This is a genomic window from Roseivivax sediminis (genome assembly GCF_900112685.1).
Taxonomy (GTDB): Bacteria; Pseudomonadota; Alphaproteobacteria; order Rhodobacterales; family Rhodobacteraceae; genus Roseivivax; species Roseivivax sediminis.
This window is the reverse complement of the sequence record NZ_FOMS01000010.1, coordinates 1-26,072: the sequence shown is the minus strand read 5'-3', so window position 1 is coordinate 26,072 and position 26,072 is coordinate 1. Positions and strand designations below refer to the sequence as shown.

The 26,072-nt window shown below is 67.3% G+C and carries 28 protein-coding genes; 18 read left to right on the top strand and 10 right to left on the bottom strand.

Annotated features, from left to right (window positions below; genetic code table 11):
- The first annotated feature begins 4 nt into the window (after positions 1-4).
- Positions 5-601, top strand: coding sequence for an Isoquinoline 1-oxidoreductase subunit (locus F3H57_RS15435; RefSeq protein ID WP_149756827.1), 597 nt, complete (start codon positions 5-7; stop codon positions 599-601).
- A gap of 324 nt (positions 602-925) precedes the next feature.
- Here F3H57_RS15435 and F3H57_RS15430 read toward each other — a convergent pair whose 3' ends face one another.
- Positions 926-2,614, bottom strand: a complete 1,689-nt coding sequence (locus tag F3H57_RS15430; protein WP_149756826.1) for an acyl-CoA dehydrogenase family protein — start codon at positions 2,612-2,614, stop codon at positions 926-928.
- A 148-nt stretch (positions 2,615-2,762) separates the two neighbouring features.
- Between F3H57_RS15430 and F3H57_RS15425 the strand changes: the two genes are divergently transcribed.
- The 3 genes from F3H57_RS15425 (at position 2,763) to F3H57_RS15415 (ending at position 4,423) form a co-directional block, all read left to right on the top strand.
- The gene (locus F3H57_RS15425) at positions 2,763-3,533 is read left to right on the top strand and encodes a sulfite exporter TauE/SafE family protein (protein ID WP_149756825.1); all 771 of its coding nucleotides are present in this window, start codon (positions 2,763-2,765) and stop codon (positions 3,531-3,533) included.
- Positions 3,534-4,124: 591 nt separating this feature from the next.
- A complete protein-coding gene (locus F3H57_RS22985) occupies positions 4,125-4,223 on the top strand; it encodes a hypothetical protein (protein ID WP_394349840.1) in 99 nt (32 codons plus the stop codon).
- Positions 4,205-4,423 (top strand): formate dehydrogenase subunit delta, encoded by a 219-nt coding sequence (locus F3H57_RS15415; RefSeq protein WP_149756824.1) that lies wholly within the window; start codon positions 4,205-4,207, stop codon positions 4,421-4,423. The genes F3H57_RS22985 and F3H57_RS15415 overlap by 19 nt, the downstream gene beginning before the upstream one ends.
- A 21-nt stretch (positions 4,424-4,444) precedes the next feature.
- Here the strand turns inward: F3H57_RS15415 and F3H57_RS15410 are convergent, their stop codons facing one another.
- Together F3H57_RS15410 and F3H57_RS15405 are read right to left on the bottom strand one after the other, a co-directional pair.
- Positions 4,445-4,984, bottom strand: coding sequence for a DUF3859 domain-containing protein (locus F3H57_RS15410; RefSeq protein ID WP_149756823.1), 540 nt, complete (start codon positions 4,982-4,984; stop codon positions 4,445-4,447).
- Between the two features lie 72 nt (positions 4,985-5,056).
- Complete coding sequence (locus F3H57_RS15405; protein WP_149756822.1) at positions 5,057-6,655, bottom strand: phosphoenolpyruvate carboxykinase; 1,599 nt, start codon at positions 6,653-6,655, stop codon at positions 5,057-5,059.
- 350 nt (positions 6,656-7,005) lie between these two features.
- Here F3H57_RS15405 and F3H57_RS15400 point away from each other — a divergent pair, with 350 nt between their 5' ends.
- From F3H57_RS15400 to F3H57_RS15370, 7 genes are read left to right on the top strand one after another with little or no spacing between them, the layout of a single operon-like run.
- Positions 7,006-7,707, top strand: a complete 702-nt coding sequence (locus F3H57_RS15400) for a response regulator transcription factor (protein ID WP_149756821.1) — start codon at positions 7,006-7,008, stop codon at positions 7,705-7,707.
- A gap of 1 nt (position 7,708) precedes the next feature.
- Positions 7,709-9,439 (top strand): sensor histidine kinase, encoded by a 1,731-nt coding sequence (locus tag F3H57_RS15395; protein WP_149756820.1) that lies wholly within the window; start codon positions 7,709-7,711, stop codon positions 9,437-9,439.
- A gap of 4 nt (positions 9,440-9,443) precedes the next feature.
- Entirely contained in the window at positions 9,444-9,866 is a 423-nt protein-coding gene (locus F3H57_RS15390; protein ID WP_149756819.1) for an HPr kinase/phosphorylase, read from the top strand.
- 5 nt (positions 9,867-9,871) lie between these two features.
- Positions 9,872-10,804 (top strand): RNase adapter RapZ, encoded by a 933-nt coding sequence (gene rapZ / locus F3H57_RS15385; protein WP_149756818.1) that lies wholly within the window; start codon positions 9,872-9,874, stop codon positions 10,802-10,804.
- The gene (locus tag F3H57_RS15380) at positions 10,801-11,223 is read left to right on the top strand and encodes a PTS sugar transporter subunit IIA (protein WP_149756817.1); all 423 of its coding nucleotides are present in this window, start codon (positions 10,801-10,803) and stop codon (positions 11,221-11,223) included. The genes rapZ and F3H57_RS15380 overlap by 4 nt, the downstream gene beginning before the upstream one ends.
- Positions 11,224-11,255: 32 nt before the next feature.
- The gene (locus F3H57_RS15375) at positions 11,256-11,534 is read left to right on the top strand and encodes an HPr family phosphocarrier protein (protein WP_149756816.1); all 279 of its coding nucleotides are present in this window, start codon (positions 11,256-11,258) and stop codon (positions 11,532-11,534) included.
- Positions 11,528-12,421, top strand: coding sequence for a lysophospholipid acyltransferase family protein (locus tag F3H57_RS15370; RefSeq protein WP_149756815.1), 894 nt, complete (start codon positions 11,528-11,530; stop codon positions 12,419-12,421). Before F3H57_RS15375 ends, F3H57_RS15370 begins: the two co-directional genes overlap by 7 nt.
- 7 nt (positions 12,422-12,428) lie before the next feature.
- On the opposite strand, the gene F3H57_RS15365 is transcribed toward F3H57_RS15370, so the two are convergent.
- Positions 12,429-13,304 carry a 3-hydroxybutyryl-CoA dehydrogenase gene (locus F3H57_RS15365; RefSeq protein WP_149756814.1) on the bottom strand — a complete coding sequence of 292 codons (876 nt, stop codon included), beginning with the start codon at positions 13,302-13,304 and terminating at the stop codon, positions 12,429-12,431.
- A gap of 150 nt (positions 13,305-13,454) precedes the next feature.
- Between F3H57_RS15365 and F3H57_RS15360 the strand changes: the two genes are divergently transcribed.
- The gene (locus F3H57_RS15360) at positions 13,455-14,303 is read left to right on the top strand and encodes a DUF6473 family protein (protein ID WP_149756813.1); all 849 of its coding nucleotides are present in this window, start codon (positions 13,455-13,457) and stop codon (positions 14,301-14,303) included.
- A gap of 80 nt (positions 14,304-14,383) precedes the next feature.
- Here F3H57_RS15360 and F3H57_RS15355 read toward each other — a convergent pair whose 3' ends face one another.
- The 5 genes from F3H57_RS15355 to F3H57_RS15335 all read right to left on the bottom strand — a co-directional run bounded on the left by F3H57_RS15355 (position 14,384) and on the right by F3H57_RS15335 (position 20,992).
- The gene (locus tag F3H57_RS15355) at positions 14,384-15,310 is read right to left on the bottom strand and encodes an electron transfer flavoprotein subunit alpha/FixB family protein (RefSeq protein WP_149756812.1); all 927 of its coding nucleotides are present in this window, start codon (positions 15,308-15,310) and stop codon (positions 14,384-14,386) included.
- Positions 15,310-16,068 carry an electron transfer flavoprotein subunit beta/FixA family protein gene (locus F3H57_RS15350; RefSeq protein ID WP_149756811.1) on the bottom strand — a complete coding sequence of 253 codons (759 nt, stop codon included), beginning with the start codon at positions 16,066-16,068 and terminating at the stop codon, positions 15,310-15,312. Before F3H57_RS15350 ends, F3H57_RS15355 begins: the two co-directional genes overlap by 1 nt.
- A 151-nt stretch (positions 16,069-16,219) precedes the next feature.
- The gene (locus F3H57_RS15345; protein WP_149756810.1) at positions 16,220-17,353 is read right to left on the bottom strand and encodes a M48 family metallopeptidase; all 1,134 of its coding nucleotides are present in this window, start codon (positions 17,351-17,353) and stop codon (positions 16,220-16,222) included.
- Between the two features lie 4 nt (positions 17,354-17,357).
- Positions 17,358-18,587 (bottom strand): DUF898 family protein, encoded by a 1,230-nt coding sequence (locus F3H57_RS15340; RefSeq protein WP_149756809.1) that lies wholly within the window; start codon positions 18,585-18,587, stop codon positions 17,358-17,360.
- A gap of 71 nt (positions 18,588-18,658) precedes the next feature.
- Complete coding sequence (locus F3H57_RS15335; RefSeq protein WP_149756808.1) at positions 18,659-20,992, bottom strand: DNA topoisomerase IV subunit A; 2,334 nt, start codon at positions 20,990-20,992, stop codon at positions 18,659-18,661.
- A gap of 159 nt (positions 20,993-21,151) precedes the next feature.
- On the opposite strand from F3H57_RS15335, the gene F3H57_RS15330 reads away from it, so the two are divergent.
- The 4 genes from F3H57_RS15330 (at position 21,152) to F3H57_RS15315 (ending at position 23,487) form a co-directional block, all read left to right on the top strand.
- Entirely contained in the window at positions 21,152-21,769 is a 618-nt protein-coding gene (locus F3H57_RS15330) for an SH3 domain-containing protein (protein ID WP_149756807.1), read from the top strand.
- Between the two features lie 40 nt (positions 21,770-21,809).
- On the top strand, positions 21,810-22,634 hold the full coding sequence (locus F3H57_RS15325; RefSeq protein ID WP_149756806.1) for an SDR family NAD(P)-dependent oxidoreductase: 825 nt from the start codon (positions 21,810-21,812) through the stop codon (positions 22,632-22,634).
- A 71-nt stretch (positions 22,635-22,705) separates the two neighbouring features.
- Positions 22,706-22,912 (top strand): twin transmembrane helix small protein, encoded by a 207-nt coding sequence (locus tag F3H57_RS15320; protein WP_149756805.1) that lies wholly within the window; start codon positions 22,706-22,708, stop codon positions 22,910-22,912.
- Between the two features lie 2 nt (positions 22,913-22,914).
- The gene (locus tag F3H57_RS15315) at positions 22,915-23,487 is read left to right on the top strand and encodes a cob(I)yrinic acid a,c-diamide adenosyltransferase (protein ID WP_149756804.1); all 573 of its coding nucleotides are present in this window, start codon (positions 22,915-22,917) and stop codon (positions 23,485-23,487) included.
- A gap of 270 nt (positions 23,488-23,757) precedes the next feature.
- Here F3H57_RS15315 and F3H57_RS15310 read toward each other — a convergent pair whose 3' ends face one another.
- Positions 23,758-25,125: a cytochrome P450 gene (locus F3H57_RS15310; RefSeq protein ID WP_149756803.1), complete on the bottom strand. Its 1,368-nt coding sequence runs from the start codon at positions 25,123-25,125 to the stop codon at positions 23,758-23,760.
- A gap of 117 nt (positions 25,126-25,242) precedes the next feature.
- On the opposite strand from F3H57_RS15310, the gene F3H57_RS15305 reads away from it, so the two are divergent.
- Positions 25,243-25,857, top strand: coding sequence for a hypothetical protein (locus F3H57_RS15305; RefSeq protein ID WP_149756802.1), 615 nt, complete (start codon positions 25,243-25,245; stop codon positions 25,855-25,857).
- A gap of 120 nt (positions 25,858-25,977) precedes the next feature.
- A partial coding sequence (locus F3H57_RS15300) for a GTP-binding protein (RefSeq protein ID WP_227446961.1) occupies positions 25,978-26,072 on the top strand: 95 nt, incomplete at its 3' end.

Here is a 26,072-nt window from a genome sequence, read left to right as displayed (position 1 = left end):
AGTGATGAGACGACTGGCAATGATCCTGGCGGTGGCCGCGGGCCCCGCCATGGCCGACACCGTGAACGGCCTGAAGACCGCCGACGAATTCGACGGCGTCGAGGGCGAGGAGGCGCGCTCCGTCGCGCTCTTCGAAGAAGTGCTGAAGGTGGTGGAGCACCCTCGCTGCATGAACTGCCACCCGGTGACGGGCGGGCCGCTTCAGGGCGACGACATGCAGCCGCACCAGCCGCCGGTGGTGCGCGGCGCCGCCGATTTCGGCGCGCCGGGGATGAATTGCACGACGTGCCACGGCGCGGAGAACGTCGCGTTCTCCACCGGCGAGGGCTCGATCCCCGGCCACGACCCTTGGCATCTGGCCCCTGTGTCGATGGGCTGGGTCGGCCTGTCCGGCGCGGAGATCTGCGCCCAGCTCAAGGACCCCGAACGCAACGGCAACCGCGACCTCGCGGCGATCCACGAACACATGGCCGAGGACGGGCTTGTCGGCTGGGGCTGGCATCCGGGCGAGGGCCGCGACCCCGCGCCCGGCACGCAGGAGGTCTTCGGCGAGCTGGTGAAGGCCTGGATCGACACCGGCGCGGCCTGCCCCTCGGGCTGAGCCGCCACGCGAGCCGCAGCTCCCGCCCTCCCACCCCGCTGCGCCTCGCGTGGCGGGGCGTTGTCTCGCGCTAGGGAAGAGTCCCGCGCGCGTGGATTGTCTGCCGAGAAGCCATTGAGAGGCGGTCCTGCCCCTCAAGTAGCGTTGTCCAGCGTATGCCCTCCGGACCCGCGTCAAGGAGCGCGCCGCTTGACCTGGCCCCGGAGGGCGAACCGGCTCCGCCGCGACGTCCTGCTTCTTTGGGCTTCAAATACTCCGGAGAGCGCGAGAGGCAGCGCCTCTCGCCCCGGTCCGCGCGTCAGGCGCGGACCGGGCTGCGCCGGCTCAGGCCAGAAGACGCCGCGCGATCACCTGCGCCTGGATCTCGGCGGCGCCCTCGAAGATGTTGAGGATGCGCGCGTCGCAGAGAATCCGGCTGATCGTGTATTCCAGCGCGAAGCCGTTGCCGCCGTGGATCTGCAGCGCGTTGTCCGCCGCCGACCACGCCACGCGTGCGCCGAGCAGCTTGGCCATCCCCGCCTCGAGGTCGCAGCGGTGGCCGCGGTCCTTCTCGAGCGCAGAGAAGTAGGTGAGCTGGCGCGCCACCATGATCTCTACCGCCATCATCGCCAGCTTGGAGGCGACGCGCGGGAAGGCCATCAGCGGCTTGCCGAACTGCTTGCGGTCCTGCGCATAGCGCATCCCTTGATCGAGCGCCGATTGCGCCACGCCGACGGCGCGGGCGGCGGTCTGGATGCGGGCGCTCTCGAAGGTCTCCATGAGCTGCTTGAAGCCCTTGCCCTCCTCGCCGCCGAGCAGGTTCTCGCCCTTCACGCGGAAGTCGTCGAAGCCGAGCTCGTATTCCTTCATGCCGCGATAGCCGAGGACCTCGATCTCGCCGCCGGTCATGCCGTCGGTGGGGAAGGGGGCCTCGTCGGTGCCGGGCTCCTTCTCTGCAAGGAACATCGACAGGCCGCGATAGTCGGTGCTGTCCGGATCGGTACGCGCCAGCAGCGTCATCACATGGGTGCGCGCGGCGTGTGTGATCCAGGTCTTGTTGCCGGTCACGCGGTAATCGCCGGCCTCGTCCCTCTTGGCGCGTGTACGCAGCGCGCCGAGGTCGGAGCCGGTGTTGGGCTCGGTGAAGACCGCGGTGGGCAGCTTCTCTCCGCTCGCCAGCGCGGGCAGCCATTTTTCCTTCTGCGCCTCGGTGCCGCCGGCGAGGATCAACTCCGCCGCGATCTCCGAGCGGGTGCCGAGCGAGCCGACGCCGATATAGCCGCGCGACAGCTCTTCGGACACCACGCACATCGACGCCTTGGACAGGCCCAGCCCGCCGTACTCCTCGGGGATGGTCAGGCCGAAGACCCCCATTCCGGAGAGCTCCTCGATCACTTCCATCGGGATCAGTTCGTCCTTGAGGTGCCAGTCGTGGGCATGGGGTTCGATCTTGTCGACGGCGTAGCGGCGGAACTGCTCGCGGATCATCTCGAGTTCTTCCTCGAGACCGCTGCGGCCCACCGTGATCTCGGCCGAGCGTTCCTGCATCAGCTCCACCAGACGCAACCGCGCGGCCTGGCTGTTGCCGCCCTGGGTCAGCGTCATCACGGCGTCGTCCATCAGCGCGCGCTGGTCGTCCTGGCCAAGGCCCATGTCCTGCAGGCGCACGACCTCGCCCTGGTTCATCTGGATGCCGCCGTAGATCTGCCAGAGATACTCGCCGAAGGCGATCTGCAGGATCAGCGCTTCCACCTCCGAAAGCTGCCCCTCCGCGTCGAGCGCCTGCGCCCAGGCGTGCATCTGCCGAAGCGATTCGACATAGGTAGCCAGCCAGGCGAGCCCGTGCGCGGCGGTCTGGTGCGCCTCCACCAGCCGGGACGAGACGCGGCCATCCTCTTCGGTCATCGCGCGCACGCGCGCCTTCGCCGTCTCGAGGATCGCCTCGGTGGGGGCGATCGCGGCGCCGGTCAGCGCGAGGAGGTCGGGCAGCACGGCGCTGCCGGAACGTGTCATGTCCTGACCGTCATGTGCCATGTCTGGTGTCCTTTGTCCGGTGTCCCGCCGGAGATAGGCTCTTCGCAGGTGCAGCGCAACAAAAATACCTTGGCCGCGACGTTTCGTTGCGAAAATTACGCTCACGATTCTTGCGGCGGCCGGCGGAGGGTCTTGCTAAGAGACGGGCATGGACCCGCTTTTCGGCCTCTTGAGCCCCGCCGCGCTGCTTCTCTGCCTTGCCGTCGCGCTGCTTGCGGGGGTGGTCAAGGGCATGGTCGGCTTTGCCATGCCGATGATCATGATCTCGGGCATGGGGTCGGTCGTCGCACCGGAACTGGCCATCGCCGGGCTGATCCTGCCGACCCTGGTCACCAACGGGATGCAGGCGTTGCGGCAGGGCGCGGGCGCGGCCTGGGCGTCGGTGCGCCGGTTCCGGGTGTTCCTGATGGTGGGCGGCGCCATGCTGCTGGTTTCTGCGCAGCTGGTGGCGGCGCTGCCGGCCGCGGTGCTTTACGCGATGATCGGGGTGCCGATCATCCTGTTCGCGGCGGCGCAGCTTCTGGGCTGGGGCGGTGCTCTGCCGGGCGGGGGCAACCGGCGGCTCGAGGTGGGCCTCGCGGCGCTTGCGGGCTTCACCGGGGGGATGTCGGGGGTCTGGGGGCCGCCGACAGTGGCCTACCTGACCATGATCGGCACCGAGAAGACCGAGCAGATCCGGGTGCAGGGCGTGATTTACGGCCTCGGCGCGGTGTTGCTGACCGGCGCCCATGTCGGGTCCGGCGTGCTCGACGGGACAACCGTGCGGCTGTCGCTGGCGCTTGTGCCGGCGGCGGTGCTGGGCATGTGGATCGGCGGGAAGGTACAGGACCGGATCGACCAGGCGGCATTCCGGCGCGCCACGCTGGTGGTGCTGCTCGTGGCGGGGCTTAACCTCGTGCGCCGGGCGCTGCTGGCCTAACTGCCCGGCCGCACAGCCGCACCGGATCGCACCCGCGCGGCGGGGGATCATGGCGGCCATTCGTGCCTTTCAACTGCACACGGTCTGATGCCACGCGTCGACGGTGCGAGGGCGCGCGTTCCGTATGGTTGGCGGTGCTGGCCCCGAGGCATCGTGCACCCAGTGATCATGCTTTGTCACTTGGCCTTTGCCTTGGCGCGATAATCACGTAAATTAAACAGTTATTCGTGAAGGATGCATGGATATGACAGATTATGCCGAATGAAACGTATGCTCGATAAGCTCGAAATGTGCATTGCCGTGGCGACGTAGGCGCATTTCGGGCGTGCCGACGAACCCCTCGGCATCAGACAGCCGACGCATTCATCCGGGATCAAGCAGCGCGAGGACCACCTGGACGGGGTGATCGACCCGCTCGACCTCGACGCCTACGCCGCGCATGGCGAGCTCGCCGGGCTGCGCCGCGAGCTGGAGATGACGTCCGAGGACATCGGTTGAACTCGTGCAGAAATGCACCCTGGTCGGGGCGCCTGTGCTGATCGCCGTCTCGGCCCAACGGCGGCGGCGCTGCCTGCGGCGCATGCCTCCGGCATCACGCTTGTCGCCTTTGCCCGCGGCAACGGCTTCGACGTCTATTCCCATTCGCTTCGCATTGGCAGCGGAGAGCCACCATGTCGCCTGACAAGATGACCCACATGGCCAATCTGATCGCCACCTTTCTCAAGACCCAGCTCGGAGATGACGGGGCGGACATGGTCGCCGCGCATATCAACGAATTCCGGGAACCTCGGATGCGTGCGCAACTGTTCGACTATGTCGACAATGGCGGGGCCGGCCTCGGCTCGCTGGTGCTGGAGGCCGTCGACAAGGATCTCGTCGCGCCGGTCTGAGACCACGTCGGGGCAGGGGGCTCAGGACAGCGGCATGCCCCCGCAGGCATTGGCGATCTCGGGCGCGGCGGAGGGCGGCACGACCTCGAACAGCGCCGAGTAGAGCACGCGACCGTTGCGCGTGGCGGTGAAGGACCAGATGCCGGGCGCCAGTTCCTCCTGCGTGTCGAAGGTGTACGCGTTGATCGAGGTGGACGCACCGCCGAGCATTGTGACATAGCTTTGCGCCGTCGCGCCGGAGTCGCGGAAGGCGGGGTGGGTGAGCGTCAGCACCACGCCGTCATAGACCATGCCGTCGCGGGCCGTGGTCTTCACCCCGAAGCTCAGGCCGGGCACAGCCGGCACCACGTTGGTCAGCCACTGGAATTCCGGCACTTCGGCGAAGAGGTCGACATGCCCGGCCACGGTGCCCGGCGCCTCTGAACGGCCGGTCGTGGGCACTTCGCAGAATACGCCCTGCACGATCTCGAACTGGTCTGGATCGTAGTCGAGAGCGGTACTCGGTTCGGCGGCGGCCGCCGAACCGGCAATCAGGAGGGCAAAGGCGAGGCAGAGACGCATGTCGGAGTGATGCCGTCCTGGGCGCCGCAGCGCAAGCCGGCGCGCGAACACGTCCTCGCGCGCCGGCCGGGCTCAGCCGATTGCCGCCGCCTTCACGTCGTCGTCGATATAGGGGACGTATTGCGCGAAGTTGTCGGCGAACATGCCCACCAGCTTCTCGGCCTGCGCGTCGTAGGCGGCCTTGTCGTCCCACGTGCGGCGCGGGTCGAGCAGAAGCTCGGCGACGCCTTCGACCTGCACCGGCACGTCGAAGCCGAAATTGGGGTCCTTGCGGAATTGCACGTCGGCGAGGCTGCCATCGAGCGCGGCGGTCAGCAGCGCCCGGGTCGCCCGGATCGGCATGCGAGAGCCCTGGCCGTAGGCGCCGCCGGTCCAGCCGGTGTTGACCAGCCAGCAGGTCGCGCCGTGCTTGGCGATCTTGTCGCGCAGAAGGTTGCCGTAGACCTCGGGCCGGCGGGGCATGAACGGCGCGCCGAAGCAGGTGGAGAAGGTCGGCTGCGGTTCGGTGACGCCGCGCTCGGTTCCGGCGACCTTGGCGGTGAAGCCGGAGAGGAAATGATACATCGCCTGCGCCGGCGAAAGCCGCGCGATCGGCGGCAGAACACCGAAGGCGTCGCAGGTTAGCATGATGATGTTCTTGGGATGCCCGCCGAGCCCGGTCTGCGAGGCGTTCGAGATGTAGTCGAGCGGGTAGGCGCAGCGCATGTTCGCGGTCAGGCTGTCGTCCTCGAAGTCGAGTGAGAAGGTCTCCTCGTCGTAGACCATGTTCTCGATTACGGTGCCGAATTTCGAGGTGGTGTCGTAGATTTCGGGCTCCGCCTCGCGGCTGAGGTTGATCGTCTTGGCGTAGCAGCCGCCTTCGAAGTTGAAGATGCCCCGCTCGGACCAGCCGTGTTCGTCGTCGCCGATCAGCACGCGGCCGGGATCGGCCGACAGCGTCGTCTTTCCGGTGCCCGACAGGCCGAAGAACACCGCCGAGTCCACCGGGTTGCCGACGGCGTGGTTGGCCGAGCAGTGCATCGGCATAACGCCTTTTTCGGGCAGCAGATAGTTCAGCAACGTAAACACGGATTTCTTGTTCTCGCCGGCGTATTCGGTGTTGCCGATCAGGATCAGCTTGCGGTCGAAGTTGAGCGCGATCACCGTCTCGGACTTGCAGCCGTGCTTGGCCGGATCGGCCTTGAAGCTGGGGCAGTTGACGATGGTGAAATCGGCCGTGAAATCGTCAAGATCGTCGCGGTCCGGCCGGCGCAGCATGTGGCGGATGAAGAGCCCGTGCCAGGCCAGTTCCGTCACGACGCGCACGTTGATCGCGTGCGCGGGATCCGCCCCGCCGATCAGGTCCTCGACAAAGTAGTCACGGCCCTTCATGTGCTCAGTCATATCGGTGTAGAGCGCGTCGAACGCCTCCGGCGTCATCTCGGCGTTGTTCTCCCACCAGATGGAATCCTCGACCGACGGGGTGCGCACGACGTGCTTGTCCTTGGGCGACCGCCCGGTGAACGTACCGGTGGTCACGAGCAGCGCACCGCCCTGGCCCAGTTGACCTTCGCCGCGCTTCAATGCCGCTTCGATCAGTGCCGGCTCGACGAGGTTGTAATGCACCTCTCCCAGGCCCTCGATCCCCTGATCCTCGAGCCGGAATTTCGGGTTCACCCGTCCAGTGGTCATTGCTTTCATGCTCCTCGTGGCCCGCCGGTGGCGGTTCTTTCGAAACTGCTCTTGCCGACCGCCGGGGCCGGCATCGGTTTCGCTGTAGCATGACGGTTTCATGGCTGAACAGTGCGCCACGGCGCGGTTAGCGCAACCAAATTCGGTTTAGCGCAACCAAGACTTGAGGATCGGTGCTGCCGCTCTGCGACATTCCGACAAAAGTGCGGCAATTAAGCCATTGGTGAGACATTTTCGATTGCAATGAAGCCGCGTCGCCGCCGCGATTCGCAGTTTGGATTTGCCGGGGGACGACGAACCACTCATAATATGGCAAAAGATAACATTAAGAGCAGAGCAAGGAACTTCCGATGTCCAAGATCGCCCTCGTGGACGATGACAGGAACATCCTGACATCCGTGTCCATGACGCTCGAGGCCGAAGGTTTCGAGGTCGAGACCTACAACGACGGACAGCAGGCCCTGGAAGCGTTCAACAAGAAGATGCCGGACATGGCCGTCTTCGACATCAAGATGCCTCGCATGGACGGCATGGACCTGCTGCAGCGCGTGCGCCAGAAGTCCAAGATGCCGGTTATCTTCCTGACCTCGAAGGACGACGAGATCGACGAGGTCCTGGGCCTGCGCATGGGCGCGGACGACTACGTCAAGAAACCGTTCTCGCAGCGCCTGCTGGTCGAGCGCATCCGTGCGCTCCTGCGGCGGCAGGAGGCGGTGTCGACCGGCGAAGTGGGCGATACCGAAGAGACCAAGCTGATGACACGAGGGTCGCTGAGCATGGACCCTCTGCGCCATTCGGTGACGTGGAAGGGCCAGGACGTGTCTCTGACCGTCACGGAGTTCCTGCTGCTGCAGGCGCTGGCGCAGCGCCCCGGTTTCGTGAAGTCGCGCGACCAGCTGATGGACGTGGCCTACGACGACCAAGTTTATGTCGACGATCGCACGATCGACAGCCACATCAAGCGGTTGCGCAAGAAGATGCGCTCGGTCGACGAGGAATTCTCGGCGATCGAGACATTGTACGGCATAGGCTACCGCTACAACGAAGAGTGAGATGGCCCTGGCAGAGCGGATCGATGCGCAGGGCGAGCCGCCGCCGGAGAAGCGCGATGACGACGTCGTTCTCGGCGACGACTGGGTTGCGCCCGACGCCACGGTCGAACGCGAGCTGAGGGAAAGTCGCGCCCGCCGCGGCCTGTTTTCGCTCAACCGCTCGCCGCTGACGCGCAAGATCATCACCTTCAACCTCATCGCGCTGAACGTGATGGTGGCGGGAATCCTGTTCCTGAACACCTCGCGCGATACGCTGGCGATCCAGCGCGCCAACGCCGCTCAGGCAGAGATCGAGCTTGTCGCCGACGTGTTCGAGGCGCAGATCCCGCGCACGGCGCCGGTGAACTTCGCCACCGGCGACGGCATCGACGTCGCCGCGACGCTCGATGGAATCGAGCTGCGCGGCGGTACACAGCTGATGGTCTTCGACGCCCGCAAGGTGCTGGTTGGGGAGGCGACCGGTGCCATGGCCCCCGCCGCCGGAGAAACCGCGTCCGAAGCCGCCGACCGGCCCACCGTCATCTCCGACCTGTTGTCGGCGATATGGCAATCGGCTTCGGGCATGTTCGACATGCTGTCGGGCGACGCACCGCTGACGCTCGAGGATCGCCTGCGTCGGCTGATCGAAGAGGGCGATCCGCGCGAGACCCGCGTCGTGCAGTCGAGCTCGGACGACGGCGACACGATCTTCACCGCGCTGACGCCGATCCTGCAGGGCGACCGGGTCGTCGGCGTGCTGGGCGCGGTCACGCCCGCCTCCGAGATCGACACGGCGGTGCGGCTCGAACGCGAACGGGTGCTGCAGATGTTCATGATCGCGACGCTCGTATCGATCGGGCTCAGCCTCGTGCTCGCCTCCACCATCGCGCATCCGATCTCCGATCTCGCCGAGGCGGCGGAAATCGGCCGCGACCGTAACCGGTCGCGCACCGCGAACGGGCGCATCCGCATTCCAGACCTGACCGCGCGGCCGGACGAGATCGGGCGCCTGTCCGGCGCGCTGCGCGGCATGGTCGGTGCGCTCTACGACCGGATCGACGGCAACGAGCAATTCGCAGCCGACGTCGCGCACGAGATCAAGAACCCGCTGGCCTCCCTGCGCTCCGCCGTGGGGTCGCTGCGCATGGTCAAGAAGGAGGAGCACCGCACCAAGCTGCTCGACGTGATCGACCACGACGTGCGCCGGCTCGACCGGCTGGTGTCGGACATCTCCAACGCCTCGCGCCTCGACAGCGAGCTGGTCAAGGAGGAAGAACAGCAGTTCAACCTCCTGGAGATGATCGACAACATCGCACAGTTCCTCGGCGAGGACGCCAAGACGAAGGGGATCGAGTTCATCACTGACCTGCCGCCGCGGCCGATCCGCATCCACGGCCTGGAGGCGCGGCTGGCGCAGGTCTTCGTGAACCTCATCACCAACGCGATTTCCTTCTGCGAGGACGGCGACGCCATCCGCATCTGGGCGCGGCGGCGCGACAACCGGGTGCTGGTCGTGGTCGAGGATACCGGCCCCGGTATCCCCGACCAGGCGCTCACCAAGATCTTCAAGCGTTTCTATTCGCAGCGTCCCGAAACCGATTTCGGCAACAATTCCGGCCTCGGCCTTGCCATCTCCAAGCAGATCGTGGAGGCGCATGGCGGCGTCATCTGGGCCGAGAACATCCGACCGACCGAAGCCGACGTGACCTCCGAACCGCTCGGCGCGCGCTTCGTCGTCGGGTTGCCGCTCTAGGCCGGTGCCCGGCTCCGAGATCCTGCACGCCACCGCCATCGCCTTCGGGGCGCGCGGCGCGCTGATCCGGGGCGCGTCGGGCAGCGGCAAGTCCTCTCTCGCGCTGGAGGCGATGGGCCTCGGCGCCGTGCTCGTCTCCGACGACAGGGTGATTCTGCGCCGCCGGACGGATGGCCTGGAGATGTCGGCACCCGACCCGATCCGCGGGCTGATCGAGGCGCGGGGCGTCGGCCTTCTGCGCGCTGAGACATGTGCGCAGGCGCGCCTATGTGTCGTAGTGGACCTGGATTGCGAGGAAAGCGAACGCTTGCCCCCGCTGCGGCATGTTTCACTCTTGTCATGCGACGTCCCGCTCCTTCACATGTCTGCGCAGACCCGTTTCGCGGCGGCGCTCGTCCAATATCTAAAGGGGGGGCGAAAGGAGTAGGCTGTATGTACAATCCCGCGCATCGCGTGGTTCTCGTCACTGGGCCGTCCGGCGCCGGGCGGGCCACTGCGATCAATGCGCTCGAGGATCTGGGTTACGAGTCCATCGACAACATGCCGCTGAGCCTCATTCCGCGGCTGCTCGACGGTCCGGCGCCGGTGCGGCCCATGGCGCTTGGCCTCGACGTGCGCAATCGGGACTTTTCCGTCGCGGGCCTTCTGGAGCTGAAGGCGCGGCTAGAGGAGGAAAGCCGACTGTCGCTGGAGCTTCTCTATCTCGATTGCAGCATCGACGCGCTGGTCCGCCGATACTCGGAAACCCGCCGGCGCCACCCGCTGACCCCAGATGCCGCCCCGACAGAGGGGATCGAGCAGGAGCGCGCGCTGCTGGAGCCGGTGCGTGCCGTGTCGGACACGCTGATCGACACGACGGAATTCAGCCCGCATGAACTGGGCGCCTTGCTGCGGGCGCAGTTCGGTCTGGAAGAAAGCCGCCAGCTGGCCGTGACACTCAGCTCGTTTTCCTACAAGCGCGGTGTGCCGCAGGGCGCCGACACGATCTTCGATTGCCGTTTCCTGGCCAATCCCCATTGGACGCCGGAGCTGCGCCCGCTTACCGGGCTCGATACCGCCGTTGCGTCGCACGTCGCGGCCGATCCGCGCTATGAGGGGTTCGAGGGGCGGGTGATCGACCTGCTGAGCTTCCTGCTGCCGGCCTACCGCGAGGAGGGCAAGGCGCATTTTTCCGTCGCTTTCGGGTGCACCGGCGGCCGGCACCGCTCCGTCGCCGCGGCGGAACGGGTGGCGGCCGGGCTGACGGGCGCGGGCTGGACCGTGCTGATCCGCCACCGCGAACTGGAACGGCAGGGGCTCGCGGCGAGCCGCCACACCGCCACCGCGAGGGCCTTCGACATGGAAAGAGGAGCGACCGGGACGTGATCGGAATCGTCATCGTGGCGCATGGCGGACTCGCGCGGGAATACCTCTCGGCTGTCGAACACGTGGTCGGCGCGCAGGCCGGAATCCGCGCCATCTCGATCGAGGCCGACCATGATCGGGCGGCGAAACAGAACGAGATCTGTTCAGCTGCCGACACCGTGGATCAGGGTGACGGGGTTGTGATTGTCGTCGACATGTTCGGCGGATCCCCCTCGAACCTCAGCCTTCGGGCCTGCCAGCCCGACAATCGCCGTATCCTGTACGGGGCAAACCTGCCGATGCTGATCAAACTCGCGAAAAGTCGGCAGAAAACCGTTGCCGACGCGGTGCGCGGAGCGCTGGAGGCGGGCCGGAAATACATTGACAGTCAGAACATCAAGCCGGATTACGGCGCGGATGCGTCGTCGCGGACGGCGTGAGCCCCGCCCCGATCCGAGCCCACGCGAGCCCCATGAGCACCACCGACCGCAGAGAGCTTCGCATCGTGAACGAGAAAGGCCTGCACGCGCGCGCCTCCGCCAAGCTGGTCGAGGTCGTCGAAGGGTTCGATGCGCGCGCCGAAGTCTATCGCGACGGCATGAGCGCCTCGGGCGACAGCATCATGGGCCTTCTGATGCTCGCCGCCTCGAAGGGCTCGACCATCGAGGTGGAAACCTCGGGCCCGGACGCCGAAGCGCTCGGTGATGCCATCGAGGCGCTGGTGGGCAACCGCTTCGGTGAATCATGCTGAGCCCCGATCCCGCGCCGCGCCCCGCCCCCCCGCTCACGCGTGACACGCCCCGCAGCCCGCCCCCCGATGCGCCCTACGACAAGCGCAAGCTGAGCTATGCGGGCACCTTCGACAGTGCCTGGAAGCGCGGCACCATCCGCACGATGGAATGGGCCACGGGCAAGCTGCCGCTCCTGCGCATGGTGCGCCGGTTCGAGCGTATCGGTCCGGCCGAAGGGCAGGCGTTCTGGGCGCAGGCGCTGTCGATCATGGGAATCACGCTGGAGACGCCCGAAGAGCAGATCGCCCGCATCCCGCGCGAGGGGCCGGTGGTTCTGGTGGCGAACCATCCGCACGGGCTCGTCGACGGCATGGTGTTGGCCGAACTCATCGGCCGGGTGCGGCGCGACTACAAGATCCTGACCCGCTCGCTCCTGACCGGCGTGAAGGAGGTGGAGCGCTTCATGATCCCGGTGCCGTTCCCGCACGAGGCGGAGGCGCGCGCCCTGGGGCTGGAAATGCGCCGCCGCGCGATGGCCCATCTTGGCGATGGCGGGCTTATCGCGCTGTTTCCGTCGGGCGTGGTCGCGGCCTCGGACCGCTGGTTCGGCCCGGCAGAGGAAGCGCCGTGGAATCCGTTCACCGCCAACCTCATACAGCGCTCAGGCGCGACGGTCCTGCCGGTGCATTTCCCCGGCCAGAACAGCCGCGCCTACCAGATCGCCAACAAGCTGTCTGCGACGCTGCGGCAAGGTCTGTTGATCCACGAGGTCGTGCATGCCTGTCGGCGCCCGCAGGCACCGATCATCGGCGCGCCGATCGCCCCCGAGGAGATAGCCGCCTTCGACGGGTCGGGCCGCGATCTCGTCGCCTGGCTGCGCCGACGGACGCTCGCGCTCGGCGCCTGACGCGCGTTCAGCGCGTCGGCACCGGGGTTTCGCCGCGGTAATCGTAGAAGCCGCGCTGCGTTTTCCGGCCGAGCCAGCCGGCCTCCACGTATTTAGACAGAAGCGGGCAGGGGCGGTACTTCGTGTCGCCAAGCCCGTCGTGCAGCACGTTCATGATCGCAAGGCAGGTGTCGAGACCGATGAAATCGGCCAGCTCCAGCGGCCCCATCGGGTGGTTCGCGCCAAGCTTCATCGCCTCGTCGATGGACCGCACGTTGCCGACGCCCTCGAGCAGCGTGTACACCGCCTCGTTGATCATCGGCATCAGGATGCGGTTGACGATGAAGGCCGGAAAATCTTCGGCCGAGGCGGCGGTCTTGTTCAGCTTCTCGACCACGGCAAGGCAGGCCTCGTAGGTCTCGTGCTCCGTCGCGATGCCGCGGATCAGCTCCACCAGCTTCATCACCGGCACCGGGTTCATGAAGTGGAACCCCATGAAGCGCTCGGGCCGGTCGGTGCGGCTGGCAAGCCGCGTGATCGAGATCGAGGAGGTGTTGGTCGTCAGGATCGTCTCAGGCTTGAGATGCGGCACCAGCGTCTCGAAGATCTTGATCTTGACCTCCTCCCGCTCGGTCGCGGCCTCGATCACGAGGTCGGACTGGCCCAGCTCCTCCAGCTTGGAGGTCGTGCGGATACGCGCCATCGCCGCGTCGCGATCCTCTGCCGAGATCTTCTCGCGCGAGACCTGCCGGTCGAGGTTCTTCGTGATCGTCTCCACCGCGCGCTCCAGCGCGTCCTCGGAAACGTCGTTAAGAAGCACGTCGTAGCCGGCGACCGCCATCACGTGCGCGATCCCGTTGCCCATCTGCCCGGCGCCGACGACCCCGACGGTTCTGATCTCCATGCCCTGCCTCGTCTGCTTTGATGCGAGCGCAGCATAGGCACGCGGGAAAGCCGGGCACAAGGCCGCCCCGGGCTCCTTTCTCCGTCATTAGGGAAATCGCAAGGCGAATCGTGTTCCCTGATAATGGGTGAGAACACAAATGGGTGTGAGATGAGCTATGCCTCCGGACATCGGGGCGGCGTGGAGTACTATCCGTGTCGTTACGGAAATTCGCGGATCACGTTTCGCGGGCCGAAGATACGCTGTGAAGGCGATTTCATCGCCTGCCTCGGCGGGAGCGAAACCTACGGCCGCTTCGTACCGGATCCGTTCTGCACGCAGCTTGGCCGCGCGCTGGATCTGCCCTGCGCGAATTTCGGGATCGTGAACGCGGGGCTGGACGCCTTCACGCAGGACCCGGCGATCCTGGGTCTCGCCGCCGGGGCGCGGCACACGGTCCTGCAGGTGGTGGGCGCGCAGAACCTGTCGAACCGGTTCTACTCGGTGCATCCGCGCCGCAACGACCGTTTCGTGCGTGCCTCGGACACGCTGATGGCGCTCTACCCGGACATCGACTTCACCGAACACGCCTTCACGCGCGCTATGCTGCAATCACTCCTCGATACCGCGCCGGACCGCTTCGCGCTGGTCGTGGAAGAGCTTCAGACGGCCTGGGTGGCGCGGATGAAATCCCTCCTCGCGGCGATCGGCGGCGCTCCGGTGCTGCTCTGGTGCGCCGATGCGGCGCCGCCGCAGGCAGCGAATTTCGAGGCGGGCGACACGCTGGGCGCCGATCCGCTCTTCGTAACCGCGCCGATGCTGGAGGCGTTACGCCAGAGGGTGGCTGACATCGTTGTCTACACGCCGAGCGCGGCGGCGCGGGAAGCCGGAACGGAGGGCATGGTATTTTCGGATTTCGACGCCTCCGCCGCCTCCGCGACGCTGGGTGCCGCGGCGCATAGGGAGGTCGCGGCGCAGCTTGCCGACACTTTGGTATCGGAGAACGCCGTGGCCGCGTGACCGGGCCGGCAAGGGTGCGTCGCGCCAGGCCCCGTGCGGGCGGACAGGCAGGGTGGGCAACCTGCCCACCCTCATGGCTCTCAGAGCTTCTCGGTCAGTTCCGGCACGACCTCGAAGAGATCGCCGACGAGGCCGTAATCGGCGACCTGGAAGATCGGCGCTTCCTCGTCCTTGTTGATCGCGACGATGACCTTGGAATCCTTCATGCCGGCAAGGTGCTGGATCGCCCCCGAAATGCCGACCGCGATGTAGAGGTCCGGCGCCACGACCTTGCCGGTCTGGCCGACCTGCCAGTCGTTCGGCGCGAAGCCCGAATCGACCGCCGCACGCGAGGCACCGACTGCCGCGCCGAGCTTGTCGGCCAGCTTCTCGATCACCGCGAAGTTCTCCTCCGAGCCGATGCCGCGCCCGCCCGAGACGACGATGCCGGCAGAGGTCAGCTCCGGCCGGTCGCTCTCGGCCAGCTTGTCCTCGACCCATTCCGACAGCGCCGGATCGTCCGCAGCGGCGACGTCCTCGACCGAGGCCGAGCCGCCGGTGCCGGCGGCGTCGAAGGTCGAGGTGCGGATCGTCAGCACCTTCTTGGCATCCTTCGATTTCACCGTCTGCATGGCGTTGCCGGCGTAGATCGGCCGCTCGAACGTGTCGGCGTCGATGACGCCGGTCACGTCGGTCAGGATCATCACGTCGAGCAGCGCGGCGACGCGCGGCAGGATGTTCTTGGCGTCGGTCGTGGCCGGTGCGCAGATGTGGTCGTAGCCCTCGGCAAGCGAGGCGACCAGCGCCGCGGCGGGCTCCGCCAGGCGGTGGCCGTAGCGCGCGTCCTCGGCGACGACGACCTTGGCGACGCCATCGATGGTCGCCGCCTCCTTGGCCGCGTCGGCGGCCTTCGCGCCCATGGCGAGCACCGTGACGTCACCCAGCGCCTTGGCGGCGGTCACGGCCTTCGCGGTCGCGTCCATCGACAGGTGGCCGTCGTTGATTTCGGCAAGCAGCAGAACCGCCATCACACCACTCCCTTTTCCTTGAGTTTCGCCACCAGCGTGTCGACGTCCGGCACCATCTCGCCGGCCGCGCGCTCCGGCGGCTCGGAGGTCTTCACGACCTCGAGGCGCGGCGAGACGTCGACGCCGTAATCCTCGGGCGTCTTCTCCTCGAGCGGCTTCTTCTTGGCCTTCATGATGTTCGGCAGCGAGGCGTAGCGCGGCTCGTTAAGGCGCAGGTCGGTGGTGACGATCGCCGGCAGCTTGACCTTGATGGTCTGCAGGCCGCCGTCGACCTCGCGCGCGACGGTCGCGTGATCGCCTTCGACCTTCAGCGAATTGGCGTTGGTCGCCTGCGCCCAGCCGGTCAGCGCGGCGAGCATCTGGCCGGTGGCGTTCAGATCGTTGTCGATGGCCTGCTTGCCGGCGATCACGAGACCCGGCTGCTCTTCGTCGATCACGGCTTTCAGAAGCTTGGCGACGGCGAGCGGTTCGATGTCCTGGTGCACGTCGTCGGCGGCGACGATCAGGATCGCGCGGTCGGCGCCCATGGCGAGCGCCGTGCGCAGCGTCTCCTGCGCCTGCTTCACGCCGATGGAAACGGCGATCACCTCTTCGGCGGTGCCGGCTTCCTTCAGGCGGATCGCCTCTTCCACGGCGATCTCGTCGAACGGGTTCATCGACATCTTGACGTTGGCGAGGTCCACACCGCTGCCGTCCGACTTCACCCGGACCTTCACGTTGTAGTCGATCACCCGCTTCACGGGGACGAGTATCTTCATCCTGTTGGGCCTCCTTCGGATTGCGGCCGGGCTGGGCCCGCCCGCCAGTATCGTGCGAATGGGTTGCGTGATATCGTGTCGCTGCGCTGCGAAACAGCGCAAAATCGTCATGTTGTCGCTCACATACGCCGCGTCGCGGTCGCGCGCGGGTTTACTGGTCGTCGGCGCCGCAGATGCCCTGGAGCGCCTGCCATTGCGCGTCGTTCAGAAGCGGGCGCGGTTCAAACCCTTCCGGGATGGCCGCTTGCGCAGCGTCGATGCGCGCGTCCAACTGCGGGTGGCTGGCAAAATGCGCCAGCGCGCCGGGCGTCTCGCCGCCGATCTCGCGGAAGCGGGCGAACATCTCTCCGATCGCAGCCGGGGAGATGTCCGCCTCGGCCAGCATCCGGTGCGCGAAGGCGTCGGCCTCGGTCTCGGCCGTCCGGCTGTAGGAGGCGTCGATCAGGCGCTGCGCGACCGCCAGCATCGCCGCTCCGCCCGCGAAATCGCCGAAGACGAGGCCGAGAAGCCCGACCGATCCGGCCGTGCGCAGCGCCGCGCGGGTCGGGTCGCGGTGGACGACGTGGCCGATCTCGTGGGCGAGCACGGCGGCGAGCGCCTCGGGCGTCTCCGCCTCTTCGATCAGGCCGCGGATCAGCACCACCTGCCCGCCGGGCGCGGCGAAGGCGTTGATCATCTCGTGGTCGAAGACGCGCACGTTGAGGTCGTAGGCGATGTCCTGCCTCGCCATCAGCCGCCCGGTCATCGCGTCGAGCGCCGCGCGCCCCGCGGGCTCGGTGCAGTCGAGCGCGCCGATCTCGCGCGCGCCGAGCAGCCGCTCCATCTGCGCCGTTACTGTCTTGCCGAAGGCGATCTCGCGCTCCAGCGGCAGCATCCGCGCCAGCGTTCCGGCCAGAAGCGGCAGGATGACGAAGAGCATCACGGCGACCGCCGCCGCCGCCCCGCCGAGCCAGAGCGCGACCTTGCGGCGTGTGCCGGGCCGCGTGTCTCGGGCGAAGAGGTTCGGGCGCGTCGCCAGCAGCCAGTCGCGGAAGGCGGTGTCCTCGATCTCCAGCCGTGCGGGCGATTGCAGGGATTCGTCGCCCGTGTCCTCTGCCCGTGTCACCACGATCCGTCTTGCGTCAGACTGGCCGCGCAGCGCGCGCAGATCGCTCAGCGGCCAGCGCAGGGGGGCGGGCAGCGTGGTGCCCTCGATCACCAGCGTCAGCCGGTCGGGGCCGAGCGCGACCTCGACGTCGTGGACCTTGGCGCGTTCGCCGTCGTGGAAGCGGGCCGGGGCGCGCATCGGCTCAGATCGCCCCGCCGACATCGAGCGCGTCGGCGAACCCTTCGGCGTCCGCGCCCTCGTCGGCGGCGCGCTGGCGGATGGTCTCGATCGCGGCCACGTTCTCCACCCGGAGGGTTGCGATGTAGTGGGCGAGGATCGGCTGCACCACCAGCGCCAGCGACAGCGCGCCGGCCGCGAGGATGACCGCAAGGTAGCCCAGCACGCCGACGAATGCCGGGGCGACCATCGCCTGCCAGGAGGCTGGCCCGTCCGCTTCGAGCATCTGGAACAGGCCACTGAATAGGACCGCGAAGATCCCGCCGAAGACCATCACCAAGATGCCGAGAAGGAGGGAGATTGCGATGCTGCCGATCATGTACTTGAAGATCACCGTGCCCGTCTGCGGCCGGGAGTCGACTGAGACGCCGTTTTCCAGCGTGGTATGGCTGGTCGTGTAGGCGAAGCTCTGCACGTTGTAGTTCACCACGCCGACGATCAGCCAGATCACGAAGACCGGCGGCAGCACCGCGATCAGCCAGTCCTGATCGAGAAATCCGGCCATGAGGGAGCCGGCGATCAGTCCGAAGACCGGGATCAGCACGTGCCGCATCGCGCGGTAGAGACCGGTCCAGCGCCCGCCGAGCTCGAACTTCGCATCCCCGAACCAGGAGCGGTCCGTCATGTATTTCGTCAGCCGGTAGGTGGCCAGCGGCATGAGCAGGCCCAGCGTCAGGAGCGCCAGCGCATAGTATCCGATGGCCCGCCAGGCATAGCCCCAGGCCGCCTTGTCCATGCCGAAACGGATGCCGCGCCAGCGCGTGCGCGCCAGCTTGTAGCGCCGCGCGCGGTACTGGGCAAATAAGATGAACGGCAAAAGCGCAAGGAAGGTGAGCGAGAAGGCCGCGCCCTGTGCCATCGCCTCGCCCGGCGTATTCGGCTCTCCGGCGAGGCTGAGACCGGCGAAGGTCAGCACGATCTGCACGAGGCCGAGATAGACCGCCAGGAACACCACCGCGACGAGAAAGCCGAGCAGCTTTTCGAGCCCGGTTCCGGTGTATTCGAACCGCGTGCCGTCGAGCGCGGCGGACGACCAGATGTAGCGACGGATCCGGGTCTTGGCCCAGAAGCGGTAGATGCCGAACGTGATCAGCGTCAGCACCGCCGTGCGGAAGCCGAGCGAGAAGATCGGCCCGGATTCGCCGGTATAGGTCGGATCGCTGGCGTGGGGCGGTTCTGCGGCGGTGTCGGTCATCGGGGCCCTCGTAATGGCTCGGGCGCCTCTCTGCACCGACGACCGGGCCGGGGCAAGTCAGCCCCGGCGCGTCACGATTTCGGCCGCGGGAAGCGGTTGTCGCGCGGGAAGCCGCGCGGCGCCATGCGCCCGGCGCTCGCCCGTTTCGCCCGCCATTCGTCGAGTTCGGGCGGGGACACGGTGCGGGTGCGCCCGGCGGTGTCCTGCCATGACAGGCCCCGCGCGTAGTCGATGGTGATGGCGTCCGACATGCCGCCATCCTTGTATTTCTGCAGGCGCACGCCCTTGCCCTTGCCCATCTCGGGCAACTCGGACAGGTCGAAGACCAGCAGCTTGCGGTTCTCGCCCACCACCGCGACGGCGTCGCCGCGCACCGGCACGCAGACCTTGGCGCGCGTCTCGCCGCGCACGGTCAGCACGCCCTTGCCGGCGCGGGTCTGGGCGACGACATCGTCCTCGGACACCACGAAGCCGTCGCCCGCCGACGAGGCGAGCAGAAGCTTGCGGCCCGGCTGGTGGATCAGGATGTCGACGATCTCCGCCTCGTTCGGCAGGTCCACCATCAGGCGCAGCGGCTCGCCCATGCCGCGCCCGCCGGGCAGGGCCGCGGCGGACACGGTGTAGAACCGACCGTTGGAGGCAAAGACCAGGAGCTTGTCGGTGGTCTCCGCGTGGAATGTGAAGCGCGGGCCGTCGCCGTCCTTGAACTTGAGCTCCCGGTCGAGCGCTATATGCCCGGTCAGCGCCCGGATCCAGCCGCGTTCGGAGCAGACGACGGTGACCGGCTCGCGCTCGATCATCGCCTCCAGAGGCACATCCTCGGTCTCGCGCGCCTCGTCGATCAGGGTCAGGCGCTGGCCGCGCGGATAGCCCTTGGTGAAGGCCTTCTTGGTCTCTTTCAGCTGGTCGGAGATGCGCGCCCATTGCAGATCCTCGGAGGCGAGCAGGTCCTCGATCCCGGCGCGTTCCTCCATCAGCCGGTCGCGCTCGGCGACAAGCTCGATCTCTTCCAGCCGCCGCAGGGAGCGCAGGCGCATGTTGAGGATCGCCTCGGCCTGCACGTCGGACAGGCTGACCGCGCCGTCCTCGGACAGCGGCGGCGGGGCGACGTAATCCTTCTCGGACATCGCGCGGACATGGTCGCGGCCCCAGTCCTCGCGCATCAGCGCGGCCTTGGGGTCGTCGTCGTAGCGGATGATGTCGATCACGCGGTCGAGGTTGAGGAAGGCGACGATCAGGCCTTCGAGCACCTCGAGCCGGTGGTCGATCTTCTCCATCCGGTGATGCGAGCGGCGCACCAGCACGTCGCGGCGAAAGTCGAGGAAGGCACGCAGCACCTCCTTGAGCGAACAGACCTTCGGCGTCACCCCGTCGATCAGCACGTTCATGTTGAGCGAGAAGCGCAGTTCGAGGTCGGAATTGCGGAAGAGCGTCGACATCATCACGTCGGGATCGACGTTCTTGGAGCGCGGCTCCAGGATCATCCGCACGTCCTCGGCGCTCTCGTCGCGGATGTCGGCGAGGATCGGCACCTTCTTGGTCTGGATGAGCTCGGCGAGCCGTTCGACCAGCTTGGACTTCTGTACCTGGTAGGGGATTTCCGTCACCACGATCTGCCAGGTGCCGCGGCCCAGATCCTCGATGTGCCAGCGGGCGCGCAGGCGGAACGCGCCGCGGCCCGTGCGGTAGGCTTCGAGGATCTGGTCGCGCCCCTCCACCAGCACGCCGCCGGTGGGGAAGTCGGGGCCGGGGATGTAGTTGACGAGCGTGTCGTCATGCGCGTTGGGCGTGCGGATCAGGTGCAGGCAGGCGTCCACCAGTTCCCCGATGTTGTGGGGCGGGATGTTGGTGGCCATGCCGACCGCGATGCCCGAGGCGCCGTTGGCCAGAAGGTTCGGGAAGGTCGCCGGCAGGACCACGGGCTCTTCGAGCGTGCCGTCGTAGTTCGGGCGGAAGTCGACGGCGTTCTCGTTGAGGCCTTCGAGCAGCGCCTCGGCGGCGACGGACATTCGCGCCTCGGTGTAGCGCGAGGCGGCGGGGTTGTCGCCGTCGATATTGCCGAAATTGCCCTGGCCGTCGACCAGAGGATAGCGGATCACGAAATCCTGCGCGAGACGGGCCATGGCATCGTAGATCGCGGCGTCGCCGTGCGGGTGGTAATTGCCCATCACGTCGCCCGAGATCTTCGCCGACTTGCGGAAGCCCCCCGAAGAGCTGAGCCGAAGTTCGCGCATCGCGTAGAGGATGCGGCGATGCACCGGCTTCAACCCGTCCCGCGCATCGGGCAGCGCGCGGTTCATGATCGTCGAGAGCGCGTAGGTCAGGTAGCGCTCTCCGATCGCGCGGCGCAGCGGCTCGGCGAGGTTGCGGGGGTTCATGTTGGGGTCGTCGGAGAGCTCGTCCATAGATCCTGTGATATCCCGCCACAGGTGGGTCGTAAAGCAGGCCAGGCCGCCGCACGCCGAACTTTTGAAACTATTCTCGCATGCGGGCGTTGGGAAGCAGCTAAGCGACTTCTTGCCGGTTCTGGCCCGGCAAGACCAAGCCACCTGTTGGGGACGATTATGAAAAGCTTCATCCTTGCGACCTTCGGTTTCCTGTTCCTGGGGTTCTACGAGATGTCCGGCGGTACCGATTTCGAGCCGGGCTGGTGGCTCGATAAAGCCGGGGCAGAAGAGGCTTCGGTCGCGCAGGCCGGGCCGCAGGACGACCAGGTGGCGCGCGCCGATACCGGTGGAATGCTGACGCAGGTCGTGGCCAGGCCTGCCGAAGCCTCCATCAGCGAAGAGAATGCCGCGGAGGCCGAAGCAAACGCCGCGGCGGAAGCCGAATCCGAAACGGCCCAGACTAACGGCCGGGTAGACGATCTTCTGCTGACCCGCCGTGAGGTACCGGCGCAGGAGACGAAGGTGTCGACCGCCTCTTCCGCCTCTGTCGAGACGTCCTCGGCCGAGGCTGACTCCGGCCAAGAGTCCTTCAGGGACATCCGCAGCGTAGATGGCAATGTGGTCAACATGCGCAGCGGGCCGGGCACCGATTTCTCGGTTGTCGCACAGCTCAGCCGTGGCGATGACGTGGAAGTGCTGCGCGACACCGGCACCGGCTGGATCAAGCTTCGCGTGATCGAGACCGACCGGATCGGCTGGATGGCCGATTGGCTGGTCACCGCGTCGGCCGAGTAGCCGTTGCAGGCGGGGCACGAGGCGTCGTAATGGGCGCTCCATGACTACACCCCGTTCGATCCTCATCACCGGCTGCTCCTCGGGCATCGGCTACGACGCCGCCCATCGCCTCGCGAAAGAGGGGTGGCGCGTCTTCGCCACCTGTCGGCGGGAAGAGGATGCGGCGCGCCTGCGCGGAGAAGGTCTCGACTGCCGCAGGCTCGACTACGCCGAGCCAGAGAGTATCGCGGAAGCGTTCGACAGCGTCGTGGCGGAGGCCGGCCGGCTCGACGCGCTCTTCAACAACGGTGCCTACGCGCTGCCCGCGCCTCTCGACGATGTGCCGGTGGACGCGATGCGCGCGGTTTTCGAGGCGAACTTCTTCGGTTGGCACGACCTGACGCGCCGGGCGATCCTCCACATGCGCCCGCATGGGGGCGGACGGATCGTCAACAACTCGTCGATCCTGGGTCTTGTCGCGGCCAAATGGCGCGGTCCCTATGTGGCGACGAAATTCGCCGTGGAGGGCTGGTCAGACACGATGCGGATGGAGCTCAAGGGCACCGGCATCGACATCGTGCTGATCGAGCCCGGACCGATCACGACGGAATTCCGCGCCAACGCTGTGCGCGCCTTCGAACGCTGGATCGACTGGGAAAAGAGCCCGCGCGCCGACGAGTATCGCAGCCACCTCCTGGACAAGCTCTACCGCGGCAGCGACGGGAAAAGCTGGCCGGCTTCGGCGGTGACCGACGTGCTGATCCGCGCGCTCGATGCGCGCCGGCCGAAGGCCCGCTACACCGTCACGACGCCGGCGCATCTGGGCGCCTTCGCTGCGCGCATCCTGCCGGCGCGGTTGCTCGACCGGCTGCTCGACAATGCCTGAGCGGTGGTCTTTCGCGACCGCACCGCTAGGTCGTAGGCTTCGGAAGGCGATGCCCGGGAAAGGAGCCGTTCATGGCTGACGATCCGCTTTTCATCCTGATGGCCGTGGTCATGCTCGCGGTGGTCGTGATCCTGATGACCGGGATCGGCGGCTTCGCCAAGGGCGGCGAGTTCAACAAGAAATATGCCAACAAGCTGATGCGCTGGCGGATCGCGGCGCAGTTCGTGGCGGTGATCCTGATCCTGCTCTTCGTCTGGGTCAGAGGCGGGGGAAGCTGACAATGGTCGTTCTGAACAAGATCTACACGCGCACCGGCGATGCCGGGGAAACCGCGCTCGGCGACGGCAGCCGGGTGTCGAAGCACAGCCTGCGGGTTCGCGCCTACGGCACGGTGGACGAGCTGAACTCGGTCGTCGGGATAGCGCGGCTGCATGCAGAGGGCGATCCGGATGAGGCGCTGGCGCGCATCCAGAACGACCTCTTCGATCTCGGCGCCGATCTCTGCCGTCCCGACATGGCCCGGGACAGCGATGCGGAGTACGCGCCGTTGCGCATGGTGCCCTCGCAGACCGAGCGGCTGGAGTCGGAGATCGATGCAATGAACGGCCGGCTGGAGCCGCTGCGCAGTTTCATCCTGCCGGGGGGCACGCCGCTGGCGGCGTATCTGCACCAGTGCAGGACCGTGGCGCGCCGGGCAGAGCGGCACGTCATCGAACTCGCCACGATGGAGGGCGTGAACGAGGCGGCCGTGATCTACCTCAACCGCCTGTCGGACTGGTTCTTCGTCGCCGCGCGGATCTCCAACGACGAGGGCCGCGCGGACGTGATGTGGGTGCCGGGCGCCAACCGCTGAGGCGGTCCGGCGATTTGGCGGGGCGGACCGGTCCGGTGTCGCTGGTCTTCGTCCTTGCCGTATTTACCCAGTTGAACATTGTGCTGTCCGTCCGAACAGCGCCGAAGGTGCCGGGCGCGCGCCAGCCCCCGGCCCGGCGCGCGCCCGGCACCTTCAGGCACTCGTCGCCAAGAGAGAGTATTCCGGATCCGAACCGCGAGATCGCCGGTGCCTTGCAGGAGCAGGGGCGGGGGCAACCCGCCGGCTGACAGGCTTTCAGGCGCGCTGTGCCTAGGCCCGCTCCACGTTCAGCCAGACGCCGCCCTCGGGGCGGAGCGTGATGACCGCCACCGGATCAGGGTCCCGCCCTTCGACGGGGGTGAAGCGGAACCGCGCCAGCAGCGTCGCCAGCACGATCACCGCCTCCTGCATCGCGAAGCGCGCGCCGATGCACACCCGGGGCCCGTCGATGAAGGGCAGGTAGGTGTAGCGGTCTGGACGGGGCGCATCGATCCAGCGCTCGGGCACGAACTGGTCCGGATCGCTCCAGATCTTGCGGTGACGGTGCAGCGCGTAGATCGGGATCATCACCAGATCGCCCTTGCGCACCGACGCGCCCGGCAGCTCGTCGTCCGCCACGGCATTGCGCGATACGAAGGCGCCGGGCGGATATAGACGCATCGCCTCGTCGAGGATGGCGTGGATGAAGGGCAGCTCCGGCAGATCCTCCGCCGTCGCGGCACGGTCGCCGAGGGCGGCCTGCGCCTCGGCCCGGGCGTGCGCTTGCCGTTCGGGGTCGCGGCCGATCAGGTAGAACGCCCAGCTCAGCGCCAGCGCCGTGGTTTCGTGCCCGGCCACGATGAAGGTGATCAGGTTGTCGCGCATCTCCTTGGTGGTCATCTGCCGGCCGCTCTCGGGGTCCTCGGCAACCAGCAGCAGGTCCAGAAGGTCGGGCGGTCCGTCGCCCGGCCCCTTGGCGCGGCGCAGCTCCACCGCGCGGTCGGCCTGCCGCTTCATCGCCTTGAGCTGGCGCCCCCCGAAGATCCGCCCCGGACGCGGCACCCAGTCGGGCGCGCCGAGCACGTCAAGAAGCCCGATCCTCCCGATCTGGTGCAAATAGGCGTTGATCGCCCGGTGCATGGCGTCGCGGTCGAAGCCGGCATCGCCCGAGAAGGTCACGTCGGTGATCACCTCCAGTGTCACCGTCACCATTTCCTCAAAGAGGTCCGCCGGCCCACCGGCCTGTGCCGCCACGCGTTCGGCTGTGCGCTCTGCCGCCGCCGTCATCACCGGGCCGAGCGCCGCCACCGGCTTGGGCGCGAAGGCCGGCGAGGCCGCGCGACGCTGCCAGCGCCAATGCGCGCCTTCGGAGATGAAAAGGGAGTCGCCAAGCCCGGGGCGCAGCAGCTGCTTGGTCACCACCGATTTCGGGTAGTTCTCCAGCCGGTCCTTCATCACGATGCGAATCGCGGCGGGGTCCATCAGCATGTGCCAGCGCCGCCCGGCCTTGCCCGAGATCACCCGCTCCTCGAGCGCCGCCTCGGGCACGATGCCGAGCGCGTTCTTGCGCGCCAAAGTCAGCGTCTCCCAGATCCCGATATCATGATCGAGAAGCGGCACCGCCACCGGGGTGTCCCTCACATCCTTCGGCACGCGCATCTCTCCCCTCGTCCGTGCAACCCGTGGCCACGATAACGCGCTTCGCGCTGCTGCGCGATTGCGAAGACGCCGCGGCTCCGTTATCCGGTTTCGGACCCACGATCCGGAGCCCCGCCCATGCGCCGCCTCGCCTCGCTCGCCCTGATCCTGGCGCTCGCCGCCTGCGCCGACGGCGGGCGCGAGTTGCGGCAGCCGTTCGAGCCGCTCGGCGACTTCCGGCTCGGGCACGCGGTGGTGACGGCCACTAACCTGCAGAAGGGGCCGGTGTCGCGCGATGCGTCGAAGGAGGAGTGGATCGCCGCGGTGGATGCCGCGCTCGAGGAACGCTTCCGCCGCTACGAGGGCGACCAGCTCTATCACCTGGGGGTCAGCGTGGAGGGCTACGTGCTCGCGCAGCCCGGCATCCCGCTGGTGCTGAGCCCCAAGTCGGTGCTGATCGTGCGCGTGTCGGTGCTGCGTGATGGCGAATACGAGGACGTGGCCGAGGCGCGCCTGCATCCCGAGGCCAAGGAAATCAACGTGCTCGAGGCACCGTCGGCCGACACCTTGGTCGGCTCCGGCGTGACGCAGACCAAGCAGGAGCAGATGACGGCGCTCAGCCGCAACGCGGCGCTGCTGATCGAGACGTGGATGCGCCGGCAGGCCCGGGCCGAAGGCTGGTTCGGCGGGCTCGATGCCGTCGAACCGGCGGCCGCCGGCCGGGGCGAAGAGGTCGCGCAAGCGGCCGAGTGAGCTGCCCCCCGGATCCGGACACATCCGCTTGATTTTCCCCACCCGACCCAATATGTGGCCCGCGATACAAGCCCCGGGTCGCTCGAGCCCACGAAACCGCAACAAAGGCGTCTGAGAGAGATGGCAAAGGAAAAGTTCGAACGCGGCAAGCCGCACTGCAACATCGGCACCATCGGTCACGTCGACCACGGCAAGACCACGCTGACCGCGGCGAT